This window comes from Actinomycetospora sp. TBRC 11914 (assembly GCF_012933465.1).
Lineage (GTDB): Bacteria > Actinomycetota > Actinomycetes > Mycobacteriales > Pseudonocardiaceae > Actinomycetospora.
Genome location: NZ_JABBND010000010.1, coordinates 204,084 through 217,095 on the forward strand (window position 1 = coordinate 204,084; position 13,012 = coordinate 217,095).

Genomic DNA, 13,012 nt, shown 5'->3' on the forward strand with positions numbered 1-13,012 from the left:
TCGCTATACCGACATCTAGTGCTCACGAGGGCGAAGCCCACCTGGGGATCAGCAGGGCGAGGACGGCGGCGAGCGCGCAGAGGCTCCCCGCGGTCAGCCAGGCCGAGGTGTACGAGCCGGTGGTGTCGCGCAGCACCCCCGCGCCCACCGCGGCGATCGCCGAGCCCACCTGGTGCGAGGCGAACACCCACCCGAACACCACGGGCGCCTTCTCTCCGAAGTGCTCGCGGGCGAGGGTCACGGTGGGCGGCACCGTCGCGACCCAGTCCAGCCCGTAGAAGACGATGAACGCCCAGATCGGGGGCGTCGCGGCCGGTCCGAGCAGGATCGGCAGGACCACCAGCGAGGCGCCCCGCAGCAGGTAGTAGGCGACCAGCAGCTTCCGCGGGTCGATCCGGTCGGTGAACCAGCCCGACGCGACGGTCCCGGCCACGTCGAAGATCCCGACGACGGCGAGCAGCCCGGCCGCCGTCGTCTCCGGCATCCCGTGGTCGTGCGCCGCGGGCACGAAATGGGTGTTGACCAGCCCGACGGTCGTCGCGCCGCAGATCGCGAAGCTCCCCGCGAGCAGCCAGAACACCCGGGTGCGGGAGGCCTCGCGGAGCACCGCGAGCGCGTGCCGGACGGCGCCGCCCGCCGGCCGGGTCGCGACGGGGGCCGGGGCGGCGGGGTCGGCGCCGAGCGCGACCGTACCGACGTCGCTCGGGTGGTCCCGCAGCACGAACAGCACCAGCGGAACCACGAGCAGCGCCCCGGCCGTGACGACGAGGGAGGCGGGCCGCCACCCGTGCGACGTCGCCAGCCACGCCATGAGCGGGAGGAACACCAGCCCGCCGGCCGACTGCGCCGCGGTGAGCACCCCGCTGACCAGGCCGCGGTGGCTCACGAACCAGCGCCCGGTCACCGTCGCGACGAAGGCCAGCGCGGTCGCCCCGGTCCCGACGCCGATGCAGACGCCCCACAGCATCACCAGCTGCCACGGCGCGTCGACGAAGACCGTCAGCCCGCTGCCCGCCGCCACCAGCAGCAGCCCGCCGCTGACCACCCGGCGCATCCCGAAGCGCTCCATGAGCGCGGCCGCGAAGGGGGAGATCACGCCGTTGAGCACGAGGTTGACCGACACCGCGGCGGAGATCTCGCCGTGCGACCAGCCGAACTCCATGTGCAGCGGGTCGATGAGCACCCCGGGTGCGGCCCGGAACCCGGCGGCGCACATGAGGGAGACGAACGCGGTGGCGGCGACGGCCCAGGGCCAGGTGTTCGAGCGGCGCAGCAGCGTCGGCGTGGGCGACGCGGTCGTGGACACGGGAGATCATCGTGGGGGCGGGGGCGTCGTCGAACCAGTGGCCGGACCGCCGAGATGTGCCAGGATCGGGCCATGACGCACCGGGTGGCCGTCCTCGCCCTCGACGAGGTGGTCGGGTTCGACCTGCCGATCGCCTCGCAGATCCTCGGGGAGGCCCGCCGCGACGACGAGCCGCTCTACGACGTCCGCGTCTGCGGCGTCGAGCCCACGGTCCGCGTCACCAGCGGGTACGCGCTGCAGCTCGACCACGGGCCGGAGGCCCTCGCCGAGGCCGACACCGTGATCGTGCCCGGCACCCACTGCGTGCCCGTCCGGCGGGACGGTGTCCTGCCGCCGGCCGTCGCCGAGGCGCTCGCCCTGGTCCCGGACCACGCCCGCTGGATGTCGATCTGCACCGGGGCGTTCGTCCTGGCCGCCGCCGGCCGCCTCGACGGGCGCCGCGCGACGACCCACTGGGCCCGCGCCGCGGACTTCCGCCGGCTCTTCCCCGCGGTCGAGCTCGACGAGGACGTGCTCTTCGTCGACGACGGCGACCTGCTCACCTCGGCCGGCCTGGCCGCCGGCATCGACCTGTGCCTGCACGTGCTGCGCCGCGACCACGGCAGCGACGTCGCGAACGCGGTCGCGCGCCACGCCGTCGTCGCCCCCTGGCGCGACGGCGGGCAGGCCCAGTTCATCGCGGCGCCGGTGCCGGAGGGCCGGGCCGAGGGCGGCACCGCGGCGGCCCGGACCTGGGCCCTCGAGCACCTCGCCGAGCCGGTCGCCGTCGCGGACCTGGCCGCGGTGTGCTCGATGAGCGTGCGGACCTTCACCCGCCGCTTCCGGGCCGAGACCGGCCGGTCGCCGGCGGCGTGGCTGCTCGCCCAGCGGCTCGCGCACGCCCGGCACCTGTTGGAGACGACGACGCTGCCGGTGGACCGGGTGGCGAGCGCGGCCGGGCTGGGGAGCGCCTCGTCGCTGCGTGCCCACCTCGGCGCCACCCTCGGGGTGTCGCCGCTGGCCTACCGGCGGCGGTGGGCCGCGTCGTCGGCCTGAGCACGCACGAACGCCCGGCCCTTGCTGAGGGGCCGGGCGTTCGTGGCTGGGTTCGGGGATCAGGTCACTTGTCGGTGCCCTCCTTGCTCTCGGTCTTGGTGTCCGAGCCGGAGGAGGACTTGCCGGTCGAGTCGGTGCCCTTCGTCGAGCCGGTCCCGGTCTCGTCCTTGCCGGTGCCCGTGGTGCCCTGGCCGGCCGGGGCCTTCTGGGCGGTGTCGGCGGAGACGGTGGCCGGGCAGGTGGCGGTCGCGGTCGCCTCGGTGACGACCTTCGGGCAGACCGGCGTGACCGTGGCGGGCTTCTGGACCTGCACCGGCTTCTGGACCTGCTGGTCCTGGGTCTTCTCCTGGCCCTGGGCCGGGGCCTGCCCCGCGTCCTGGACGGCGGGCTTGTCCTTGGGGGTCTCGTCCTTCGTGTCCTGGTCCTTGGTGCTCTGGTGCTTCGTGTCCTGGGCCTTGGCCGAGGCGTCGGCCTTGTCCTTCGCCTCCTTGGCGTTCCTGTCGGCCTGGTCGGCGGTGCCCTCGGCGCTGGTGGCCGCGGCGTCGGCGTACTTGGCCTGGTTCTGCTTGGTCTCCAGGTCCTGCTTGGCCTGGTCGCGGACCTTGGTCAGCTCGTTGATGACCGTGGGGTTCGCGCCGTCGGCGATCGCCCGGGCGAGGTCCTGCTCGGCCTGGTTCAGGTTGGTCTGCGCGATCGTGGCGGCGGTCTTGGCGGCGTCGGCCTTCTCGCGGGCGGCGGTGGCCTCGGCGCGCGCCTTCTCGGCGGTGGCCTTGGCCTCCTCGGCCTTCTTGACGAGCTCGGGGTCGGGCTGCGGGGTGGTCGTGGGGTTCGGGCCGGGGTGCGGCTTGGGGTCGGGCTTGCCGGGGATGACGACGACGCGGGTGTTGTCGATGGTGGTGAACGAGTAGTTGGTGATGACCTGGGCGGTCGGCACGACGGTGATCGCGTCCGCGGCCTGCGGGCCGGCGGTGAGCGGGTTGCCGTTGAAGCACTTCACGGTGGGCTCGCCGTAGCTGTTGACCAGCACCGCGGTGCCGGCGGCGAGGATCGCGGGCTGGGGGACGAAGGCGCCGTCGGAGTACGGGTGGTCGGTGACCGAGGTGTTCGCGCGGAGCACCACCGGGGCGAGGCTGTCGACGAAGGCCGGGACGTCGTCGGCGCCGATCCCGTAGACCCCGCCGAACGCGGCGAGCTTGGCCGGGTCGGCCTGGAGCTGGGTGAGGAAGTCGGCGGTGGTGCAGGCCGGCGGGGTGGTCGCGGCGTAGAGGCCGGTGGTGTCGCCGGCCTGCGGGCCGGTGGCGGCCACGGCGGCGACCTGCGGGGCGTCGACCCCGAACGGGACGGTCGTGGGGTTGGCGCCGGCGAACGAGGTCGACTGGACGGCGGCCTCGGCGGGCGAGCCGGTCAGCGCGAACCACGTGGCGGCGCCGCCGACGACGAGACCGGCGGCGACGACGCCGGCGACGATCTTGCCGGCCAGCGGGCGCTTGGTCCTCGGTCGGGAGAGCGGCGGTGGGGCGGAGCCCGCGAACTTCTGGCCGGGGACGGTGGGGGTGCCGTACTGGCCGGGGTGGGTGGGCTGGACGGTGCGCGGGTCGAAGGTCATCGGAAGCTCCTCGGTGGGGTCCCGGTGGGCCTCGGTCCGGCCCGCTCGGTGATGGGAGAAGCCTGTCGCGATCGGGGCCGCGCAACGATCGTGTGCGCCCCCGAGCAGGGCGGGGACGACCCGCCGATCGACCGGGGGTTCTCCCTACCGGGAGCGGGCGCCGGCGGGCAACGACCGCGAGCGGACGCCCTGCTGATCGGACGACGACGGCGAGCGCTCCCTGACCCGTGACGCCCCGCGGGGTTCTCCCTGCCCGCGCACGCCGAGACGCTCGGCTCCACGACGTGGGGCCGAGCGTCCGGGGCGGTCAGGTCACGTGTCGGTGCCCTCCTTCGCGCCGGTCTGCGAGCCGCCGGTCGAGGACGTCGAGCCGGAGCTCGTGGAGCCGGAGTTCGTCGAGCTGCCGCTCGTGGAGCCGGTCCCCGTCGAGGACGTCCCCGTCGAGGTGGACCCGCCGGCCGTCGTCGACCCGCTGCCCGTGACCGGCGTGGTGCCGGTCGCGGTGTCCGCCGAGCCCGACGGGACGGTGCACTCCTTCGTGGTCGCCGAGTCGGCCACCGCACCGCAGGGGATGGAGCTGGTGCCGGTCGTGCCCGTGATCGGGGTCCGACCGTTCGGGTCGATGGTGGTCGGGTCGACCTTGGTCTTCTCCGCCTGCCCGTTCCTGAGCTCGGGCTTCTCCTTCCCGGCGGCCTCCTGGGCCTTCTTCGCCTCGTCCGCGTCCTTCTTGGCCTGCTCCTCGAGCTCCTTGGCCAGTTTGTCGGCGTCCGCGGCCTTCTTGTCCGCGTCGTCCGACTTCTGGCGGGCGTCCTTGGCCTTGAGGTCGGCGATCCCCTTGACGTGCAGCGCGGTGTTCTGCTCGTTGAGGCGCAGGGAGAGGTCGTGCTTCAGGGAGTTGATGAACCACTGAGGCATCGGTGGGTTGGCGTTCTCGGCGTCCTGCAGGTCCTTCTGCGCCTTCGCGACCGCGTTGTCGGCCGCCTTCAGGTTCGCGGCCGCCGCAGCGGCATTGGCGTCGGCGCTCTGGGCCTGCGCACGGAGGGCCGCGGCCTGGGCCTCGAACGTCGCGGCCTGCGACCTGGCGGTGTCGGCCTGCGCCCGTGACGTCGCAGCCTTCGCGGCGGCCTCCTTGGCGGCCTTCTCGAGGGCTTCGGGGTCGGGCTTCGGGGCGGGGGGTGACGACGACGCGAGTGTTGTCGACGCTGGTGAAGGAGAAGGTGGCGATCTCCTGGGCGGTGGGGATGACGGTGACGGCACCGGCGGCCTCGGGTCCGGCGGTCAGCGGGTTGCCGTTGAAGCACTTCACGGCGGGCACGCCGCGGTGGTCGACGAGGACTGCGGTGCCCGGGGCGAGCACAGCAGTCCGAGCGTCGAAGGCGCCGTCGACGAACGGGTGGTCCGTCACCGACGTGGCCGCGCGCAGGACGACCGGGGAGAGGCTGCTGATGAAGCCCGGGACGGCGTCGGCGCCGAGGTCGAACACACCACCGAAAGCCGCGAGCTTGTTCGGGTCCGCCTGGAGTTGGGCGAGGAAGTCGGCGGTGTTGCACGAGGCCGGGTCGGTGGCGGCGTAGAGACCCTTGGTGTCGCCGGCCTGCGGGCCGGTGGCCGAGACGGCCGCGACCTGCGGAGCGTCGGTGCCGAAGGGCGACGTCGTGGGGTTGTCCCCGGCGAACGATGTGGACTGCACGGCGGCCTCCGCGGACGAGCTGGAGAACGCCAACCAGGTGCCGGCGCCGCCGACGACGAGTCCGGCGGCGACGAGGCCCGCGACGAGCTTCGCCGCGAACGGCTTCTTGCGGGTGGGTCGCGAGGGTGGCGGTGGAACGGGGCCCGGGAACTGCCGGCCGGGAAAGTTCGGGGTCCCGAACTGCGGACCGGAGTAATTGCCGGAATTGACGGTGCGCGGGTCGAACGTGGTCATCGAAGGCTCCTCTGGGTGTCGGAGGGGCCTCGGTGACCCCGATTCCGTGATGGGAGGAGCCTGTCGTGGTGGGTGGTTCGGAACGATCGTGCGCGCCCCCGAGCAGCGGTGGGGATCTCCCTACAGGGGTGAGGACCCGTTCAGTGGACCTCCATGGCTGTCGGCGCAGCCTTGAGAGTCCACTCGGCGGCTCAATTCCTACCGAGTAGGTGCGCTCCGCGCTTGTGAGCACTAAATGTCGCTATAGCGACATTTAGTGCTCACGAGCGCGAAGCGCACCCAGGGAGAGCACGCCCGCCAACCGCGCATCCCGCACCAGGTGCACCGCCTCGACGTCGGGACCCAGCCGCGCCAGCGCCTCCGCCGCCGTCTCCCCGGTGCCGACCCCCACCGGCGGCGTCGCCGGCACCGGCACCGGTTCCGAGGACACGCCGCGCAGGTCGGACATCGACAGCAGCGCCAGCACCTCCCCGGCCGCCGGCGGGAAGCGGTCCGACCGGCCGGCCAGCACCACCGGGAGCGCCGCCTGCCCGGACGCCTCGAGCGCCGCCCGCGCCTCGCCCACCGACGTCCCGGTCGGGACGCTCACCACCGGCGAGACGAGCGGGGCCAACGTGCCCGGCCGGTCGTCGTCGAGGAAGCCCTGCCGGCGCAGCCACGTCTCCGAGTGGTACTTCGAGAGGTACGCGCGCCCGGAGTCGGGGAGGATCGCGACGACGACGGCGTCCGGTCCCGCCTCGCGCGCGACCCGCAGGGCCGCGGCCGCCGCCGTCCCCGACGAGCCGCCCACGAGCAGGCCCTCGGTCCGGGCCAGTCCGCGCGCGGTGAGGATGGACTCCCGGTCGCCGATCGTCTCGATCCGGTCGACGACCTCGCGGCGGTAGACGTCGGGGAAGACGTCCTCGGCGGTCTCCGGGTGCAGATAGTGCCCCGCGGCCTCCACCGCGAACGGCGATCCGTCCCCGCCGCCGTACCGGCTGGTCACCGGATCGGCGCCCACGATCTCGACCCGCCCGCCCGACACCTCGCGCAGGTAGGAGCCGGTCCCGGTGATCGTCCCGCCGGTCCCGATCGTCGACACGAGGTGGGTGATCCGCCCGCCGGTCGCCTCCCAGATCTCGGGGCCGGTGGTGCGGCGGTGGATCTCGGGGTTGGCGGGGTTGCCGTACTGGTCGGCGAGCCAGCCGCCGTCGGTCTCCTTCGCCAGCCGCGTCGCGTAGTTGATCACGTGGTCCGGGTGTTCCCGCGGCAGCGCCGAGGGTGTCAGCACCACCTCCGCGCCGTACGCGCGCAGCGCGTCGAGCTTCTCCACCGCGGTCTTGTCCGGCAGCACGAACAGTGACCGGTAGCCCCGGGCCGCGGCGACCTGCGCGAGCCCGAGCCCGGTGTTGCCCGAGGTGCCCTCGACGACCGTGCCGCCCGGGCGCAGCGCCCCGGACTCCTCCGCGTCGAGCACCATCGCCAGCGCCGCGCGGTCCTTCACCGACCCGCCCGGGTTGAGGTACTCCAGCTTCGCGTGGACCTCGGCGGCCGGCGCGGCACGGGCGAGCCGCACCAGCGGGGTGCCGCCGACCAGGCCGAGCAGGGACTCTGCGGACCGCCGATCCGGGGCGGTCATCTACGACTGCGCCAGCGCATCTGAACGCAACGGCGCGAGCCCGAGGTGCTCCCGCAGCGTCGTCCCCTCGTACTCGGTGCGGAACGAGCCCTTCTCCTGCAGCAGCGGCACCACCTGGTCCGCGAACGCGTCCATGCCGCCCGGCGTGATGTGCGGGACGAGCACGAAGCCGTCGGAGGCGTCCTCCTGCACGAACCGGTCGATCGTGTCCGCGACCCGCTGCGGGGTGCCGACGAAGGTGTGCCGCCCGTTCTTGCGGATCACCACCTCGCGCAGCGACAGCCCCTCCGCCTCGCCGAGCTCGCGCCACTCGTTCGCGGTCGCCACCGGGTCGCGGTACATCCGCACGCTCGCGCGGCCCTTGGAGATGTGGCCGCCCGAGTCGACGTCGTCCTCGGTCTTCGGGTCGAACGAGGGCACCGGCCCGTCGGGGTCGACGTCGGAGAGGTCGAGGTTCCACACCTGCTCGGCGAACGCGATCGCCGTCTGCGGGCCGACCTGCTGGTACTGCACCTGCCGGGCGTTCTCCGCGGCCTCGGACTCGGTGTCGCCGAGGACGAACGTCGCCGCCGGGAGAATCTTGAGGTCCTCGTGGCGGCGCCCGAACCGGGCCAGGCGGGCCTTCACGTCGGCGTAGAACTCCTGGCCTGCGGTGAACTCGGCGTGCCGGGTGAAGATCGCGTCGGCGCTGTGCGCGGCGAACTCACGGCCCTCCTCGGAGTCCCCGGCCTGGATGATCACCGGCCGGCCCTGGGGGCTGCGCGGCAGCGGGAAGCGCCCGGCGATGTCGAACTGGTCGGAGTGGATCTCGAAGGCGCCCTCGTCGGGGCGGCGCAGGAACTCTCCGGACGCCGGGTCGGCGACGATCCCGTCGGAGTCCCACGAGTCCCACAGCGCCTGCGCGGTCGAGAGCATCTCCTGCGCGCGCAGGTAGCGCTTGTCCTTGGGCAGGTAGCCGCCGCGGCGGAAGTTCTCGCCGGTGAACTCGTCCCAGCTGGTCACGACGTTCCAGGCCGCGCGCCCGGCCGAGAGGTGGTCGAGCGTGGCGAGCTTGCGGGCGACGTCGAGCGGCTCGTTGAACGTCGAGTTGACGGTGCCGGCGAGGCCGATCCGGTCGGTCACCGCGGCGAGCGCCATGAGGATGGAGACGTTGTCCGGGCGGCCCATGACGTCGAGGTCGTAGATCCTGCCGCCCTGCTCGCGGAGGCGCAGGCCCTCGGCCAGGAACAGGAAGTCGAACTTGGCGCGCTCGGCGGTCTGCGCGAAGTGGCGGAACGAGGAGAACGCGATGTGGCTGCCCGACGCCGGGTCGCCCCAGACCGTCGTGTTGTTCACGCCGGGGAAGTGCGCGGCGAGGTGGATCCGTTTACGGGGCTTCATGGGAGAGCCCTCCTCTCACGCGTGCGCGTAGCGGTCGGCGGGGCGGGGGAGTCCGAGCAGGTCGCGCAGCGACCCGGGCTCGCCCCAGGCGCCGCGGGTCAGCCCGCGGCGGGCGAGCTCGGGCGCGAGCTCCCGGGTGATGCGGGGCAGGTCGTTGGTGGCGACCGCGGGGCGCAGGCGGGCGCCGGTGAGGCCGGCCGCGGCCCACGACTCGAGGGTGTCCGCGACGTCGGTGACCGAGCCGGCGAGCACGGCGGCGTCGCTGCGCAGCGGGGCGACGGCGTCGAGCCGCGAGAGCTGGGCGCGGGCCCCCGCGGCATCGTCGTCGAGCAGGACGAGCAGGTCCCCGACGACGACGAGCGGCTCACCGGTGCGCCCGACCTCGCGCTCCGCGGCGCGCGCCGCGGCCAGCGTCGTCGCCGCGTCGCCGGTGGGGCCGTCGCGACCGGTGCCGTCCGGCGTCGTGAACACGACGTCGGCCGCCCGCGCGGCGAGGCGGTAGGCGGTGTCGACGTGGGCGAGCGCGGTGACGACCGGCTGGCCCTGCGGCGGGCGCGGGGTGATCGAGGGGCCCCGGACGGCGAAGTGCGTCCCGACGAAGTCGATGTAGTGGAGCTTGTCGCGGTCGACGAACCGGCCGGTCGCGACGTCGCGGATCTCCGCGTCGTCCTCCCAGGAGTCCCAGAGCCGCCGCTGCACCTCGACGTGGTCGGCGGCCTCGTCGAACAGCGCGTCGCGGCTCTCGGTGCCGGGCTGCCGGCGCCCGAACAGCGCGTACTCCGCGTCGCCCGTCGACACCTTGATCCGCTCGCCCGCCCGCCCGGAGGTGACCCAGTCCAGCGTCGCGATCTGGGTGGACACGTGGAACGGCTCGGTGTGGGTGGCGACGACCGTCGGGACGATCCCCACGTGCTCGGTCGTCGGGCCGACCCGCTGAGCGATCAGCGTGGCGTCGAGGCGGCCCTGCGCGCGGTCGGAGCGGCCCTCGTCGCCGGGGACGCGGGCCGCGGTGAAGCCGTCCTCGATCGTCACGAACGTCGCCAGGCCGTTCTCGGCCTCGCGGACCTGCTCGACCCAGAAGTCGGCACCGAACTGGTCGGCGGGACGCGCGCCGGGCTCCCGCCACGACGCGGGGTGCCAGCCGGTCCCGTCGAGGGCGATCGCCAGGTGGAAGGGCGCCATCGCAGGAAGCGGAGGTGTCATGCGGAGGTCTCCTCGGTGAGGGCCGGTTCGACGACGTGGGACGGCGCGCGGACCGCGACGAAGGCCGGCTCGGCCCGCAGGACGAAACCGAGCTCCTCGTAGAGCCGGATCGCGGTCGTGTTGGTGGCGGAGGCGTGCAGGAACGGGAGCTCGCCGCGGGACCGGATACCCGCGGCGACGGCCAGCACCAACCTCGTCGCGAGGCCGCGGCCGCGGGCGGCCGCGTCGGTGCAGACCGCGCTGATCTCGGTGCCGCCGGGCACGCGGAGCCGCTCGCCGGCCATCGCGACGAGCCCGGCGAGGTCGTCGTGGACGCCGAGGTAGGTGCCCAGCTCGTGGGTGCGGCGGGCGAACGGGCCGGGCTGCGTGCGCCCGACGAGCGCGAGCATCGCGTCGACGTCGGGGGCGCCGAGGACGTCGAGGTCGGGATCCGCCGGGGTGGGCACGTCGTCGCCGAGCACCATCTGGACCCCCGGCAGGTCGCGGGCGATCTCCCAGTCCGGCGGCACGTCGAGCGGTGCGGGGGAGCGCACGACGACGACCCCGCCGGCCCCGGCGAGCGCGACGGCGTCGGCCCACTCGGCCTCGTCGCGAGGCGGGGCGAGGAACGGCGCGACGTCCGGGTGGTAGCGCACGGCACGTCCGTGGCGGACGGCGAGGTGCGCGTGGGGACCGTCGAGCGCGGCCCGGACGGGCTCGTCGAGTGCGGTGGCGCTGGGTGCGTTCACCCGGGGTCCTCCCTGTCGGTACGTGGACGACGGGAGAGGCGGCCTACAGCCCCGAGGGCGCGCCGCGACCGTCGAGCCAGCGGCGCGCGACGAGTACCAGGGCCGGGATCACCCCTCCACCGTAACCACGCGGTGTGCTCCGCGCCCGTGTCCGCGAGGTGTGGCCGTGGCCGCACCAGCGCTTGCCCGGGGGCGCCCCTTCGGGGTAGGCACGGAGTGACGGCCGGGCGAGCGGAGGTGGCGGATGCGCGCGGGCTTCCTCGGCACCCACCGCCGGCACGTCGACCTGGTGCGCACGGCGAGCGCGGTCTGTTCGGGAGCACCCCGTCCCGACCGTTCGCCCCCGGAGGCCCCGCCGTGCCCGCCGTCCCGCTGTCCGTCCTCGACCTCGCGCCCGTCCCGCCCGGCGGCACGGCCGCCGACGCGCTGCGCCACACCCTCGAGCTGGCCCGCGCCGCCGAGGCGGCGGGCTACCGCCGCTACTGGGTCGCCGAGCACCACCTGACCCCCGGGGTCGCCTCGTCGTCGACCCCGGTGCTCGTCGGTCTCGTCGCGAGCGCGACCAGCACGATCCGCGTCGGCTCCGGTGCGGTGCAGATGCCGATGACGCCGCCGCTGCAGATCGCCGAGCAGTTCGGCACGGTCGCGGCCGTCTTCCCAGACCGGGTCGACCTGGGGCTCGGCCGCTTCGACATCCACAAGATCCTCGCGATGCTCCGGGCGCGCTCGGCGCCACCGGCCGACGCGCCGCCCCCGCCGCCGTCGCGCCACGTCGACGGCCTGCTCATCCCCGCCCCGGGGCGGGTGCCGGGCGCGGACTTCTCCGGGTTCGGCACCCTCGCCGAGCGCATGGGCGTCAGCGGCGACGCCCCGGACCACGCCGCCCAGGTCCGCGAGATCGTCTCCTATCTCGAGGGCACGGCGACCCGCGCCGACGGCACCCCGATCCACGCGATGCCCGCCGAGGGCGCCGACCTCCAGGTGTGGCTGCTCGGCTCGAGTCCCGGCGTCAGCGCGCAGACCGCGGGCGCGCTCGGGCTGCCGTTCGCGGTCAACTACCACACGCTCCCGACGACGGTGCTGGAGACGGTGGCGGCCTACCGCGCGGCCTTCGTGCCGTCCCCCGGTCTGGACCGCCCGCACGTCATGGTGTCGGCCGACGTCGTCGTCGCCCCCACCGACGACGCGGCCCGGGAGCTCGCCGCCCCGTACGGCCAGTGGGTGCTCGACATCCGCACCGGCCGCGGTGCGCAGCCCTACGTCACCCCGGAGCAGGCGCGGGCGCGGGCGTGGACCGACGCCGAGCGGGCGGGGGTGGCCGACCGGGTCGACACCCAGTTCGTCGGGTCGCCGACCACGGTGCGCGACGACCTGGAGATCCTGGTCAAGGCCACCGGCGCCGACGAGCTGCTGGTTACCACCATCACGACCGATCCCGCCGACCGGGTCCGCAGCCACGAGCTGCTCGCCCAGGCCTGGGGCTGAGACGCGGACGGCGCCGCCCCCGGCCGGGGACGGCGCCGTCGTGTGCGTGCTGCGGCGGTGGGTCAGGCGTTCTGCGTGGCCCGCTTCGGCAGCACCCATCCCGGACGCGGGAAGTGGCAGGTGTAGCCGTAGGGGATCCGCTGCAGATAGTCCTGGTGCTCCGGCTCGGCCTCCCAGAAGTCGCCGGCCGGCTCCACCTCGGTGACGACCTTGCCCGGCCACAGGCCGGAGGCGTCGACGTCGGCGATCGTGTTGAGGGCGACGCGACGCTGCTCGTCGGAGGTGTAGTAGATCGCCGAGCGGTAGCTGCGGCCGACGTCGTTGCCCTGGCGGTTCTTCGTCGACGGGTCGTGGATCTGGAAGAAGAACTCCAGGATGTCGCGGAAGGAGATCGTCGACGGGTCGAAGACGACCTCGACCGCCTCGGCGTGGTCGCCGTGGTTGCGGTAGGTCGCGTTGGGGGTGTCCCCGCCGCTGTAGCCGACGCGGGTCGAGATCACGCCCGGCTTGTGGCGCAGCAGCTCCTGGGCGCCCCAGAAGCAGCCGCCGGCGAGGATCGCCGTCTCAGCCTGAACGGCGTTGTTGGGAGCCATGTGTTGGTCCTCCTTCGGTGCTGGGCGGACGTCCTGTGCAACGCCGGCGGGTCCCGAGACGTTCCTGAGGTGCGCTGCGCGCTCGTGAGCAGAAAGTGTCGGTATAGCGACACTTTCTGCTCACGAGCCGAAGG

The 13,012-nt window shown here is 74.1% G+C and carries 10 protein-coding genes and 1 pseudogene; 2 read left to right on the forward strand and 9 right to left on the reverse strand.

Annotation, left to right across the window (positions count from 1 at the left end):
• Positions 1–22 precede the first annotated feature (22 nt).
• Positions 23–1,216 carry an MFS transporter gene (locus HH311_RS17220; RefSeq protein WP_169184929.1) on the reverse strand — a complete coding sequence of 398 codons (1,194 nt, stop codon included), beginning with the start codon at positions 1,214–1,216 and terminating at the stop codon, positions 23–25.
• 162 nt (positions 1,217–1,378) lie between these two features.
• On the opposite strand from HH311_RS17220, the gene HH311_RS17225 reads away from it, so the two are divergent.
• On the forward strand, positions 1,379–2,341 hold the full coding sequence (locus HH311_RS17225; RefSeq protein WP_169184896.1) for a GlxA family transcriptional regulator: 963 nt from the start codon (positions 1,379–1,381) through the stop codon (positions 2,339–2,341).
• Positions 2,342–2,405: 64 nt separating this feature from the next.
• On the opposite strand, the gene HH311_RS17230 is transcribed toward HH311_RS17225, so the two are convergent.
• From HH311_RS17230 to HH311_RS17255, 7 genes and pseudogenes are all read right to left on the reverse strand, one after another.
• The gene (locus tag HH311_RS17230) at positions 2,406–3,947 is read right to left on the reverse strand and encodes a DUF6777 domain-containing protein (protein WP_169184897.1); all 1,542 of its coding nucleotides are present in this window, start codon (positions 3,945–3,947) and stop codon (positions 2,406–2,408) included.
• Positions 3,948–4,259: 312 nt separating this feature from the next.
• On the reverse strand, positions 4,260–5,204 hold the full coding sequence (locus HH311_RS17235; protein WP_169184898.1) for a hypothetical protein: 945 nt from the start codon (positions 5,202–5,204) through the stop codon (positions 4,260–4,262).
• 52 nt (positions 5,205–5,256) lie between these two features.
• Positions 5,257–5,871 (reverse strand): annotated as a pseudogene (locus HH311_RS33740) (DUF6777 domain-containing protein); the annotation flags it as partial.
• 253 nt (positions 5,872–6,124) lie between these two features.
• On the reverse strand, positions 6,125–7,489 hold the full coding sequence (locus HH311_RS17240; RefSeq protein ID WP_169184899.1) for a PLP-dependent cysteine synthase family protein: 1,365 nt from the start codon (positions 7,487–7,489) through the stop codon (positions 6,125–6,127).
• Entirely contained in the window at positions 7,490–8,869 is a 1,380-nt protein-coding gene (locus HH311_RS17245) for an NtaA/DmoA family FMN-dependent monooxygenase (protein WP_169184900.1), read from the reverse strand. It lies immediately after the preceding gene.
• A 15-nt stretch (positions 8,870–8,884) separates the two neighbouring features.
• Positions 8,885–10,051 carry an LLM class flavin-dependent oxidoreductase gene (locus HH311_RS17250; protein ID WP_211190381.1) on the reverse strand — a complete coding sequence of 389 codons (1,167 nt, stop codon included), beginning with the start codon at positions 10,049–10,051 and terminating at the stop codon, positions 8,885–8,887.
• 17 nt (positions 10,052–10,068) lie between these two features.
• On the reverse strand, positions 10,069–10,800 hold the full coding sequence (locus tag HH311_RS17255) for a GNAT family N-acetyltransferase (protein WP_169184902.1): 732 nt from the start codon (positions 10,798–10,800) through the stop codon (positions 10,069–10,071).
• A 357-nt stretch (positions 10,801–11,157) separates the two neighbouring features.
• On the opposite strand from HH311_RS17255, the gene HH311_RS17260 reads away from it, so the two are divergent.
• Entirely contained in the window at positions 11,158–12,285 is a 1,128-nt protein-coding gene (locus HH311_RS17260; RefSeq protein ID WP_169184903.1) for an LLM class flavin-dependent oxidoreductase, read from the forward strand.
• A gap of 62 nt (positions 12,286–12,347) precedes the next feature.
• Here HH311_RS17260 and msrA read toward each other — a convergent pair whose 3' ends face one another.
• Positions 12,348–12,878: a peptide-methionine (S)-S-oxide reductase MsrA gene (gene msrA, locus HH311_RS17265; protein ID WP_169184904.1), complete on the reverse strand. Its 531-nt coding sequence runs from the start codon at positions 12,876–12,878 to the stop codon at positions 12,348–12,350.
• Between the last annotated feature and the right edge of the window lie 134 nt (positions 12,879–13,012).

What these genes read in the sequence shown, in the direction of transcription:
- HH311_RS17220 (WP_169184929.1), bottom strand. Translation starts at nt 1,216, where the DNA reads ATGTGCGCCGCCGGGTTCCGGGCCGCACCCGGGGTGCTCATCGACCCG.
- HH311_RS17225 (WP_169184896.1), top strand. Translation starts at nt 1,379, where the DNA reads ATGACGCACCGGGTGGCCGTCCTCGCCCTCGACGAGGTGGTCGGGTTC.
- HH311_RS17230 (WP_169184897.1), bottom strand. Translation starts at nt 3,947, where the DNA reads ATGACCTTCGACCCGCGCACCGTCCAGCCCACCCACCCCGGCCAGTAC.
- HH311_RS17240 (WP_169184899.1), bottom strand. Translation starts at nt 7,489, where the DNA reads ATGACCGCCCCGGATCGGCGGTCCGCAGAGTCCCTGCTCGGCCTGGTC.
- HH311_RS17245 (WP_169184900.1), bottom strand. Translation starts at nt 8,869, where the DNA reads ATGAAGCCCCGTAAACGGATCCACCTCGCCGCGCACTTCCCCGGCGTG.
- HH311_RS17250 (WP_211190381.1), bottom strand. Translation starts at nt 10,051, where the DNA reads ATGGCGCCCTTCCACCTGGCGATCGCCCTCGACGGGACCGGCTGGCAC.
- msrA (WP_169184904.1), bottom strand. Translation starts at nt 12,878, where the DNA reads ATGGCTCCCAACAACGCCGTTCAGGCTGAGACGGCGATCCTCGCCGGC.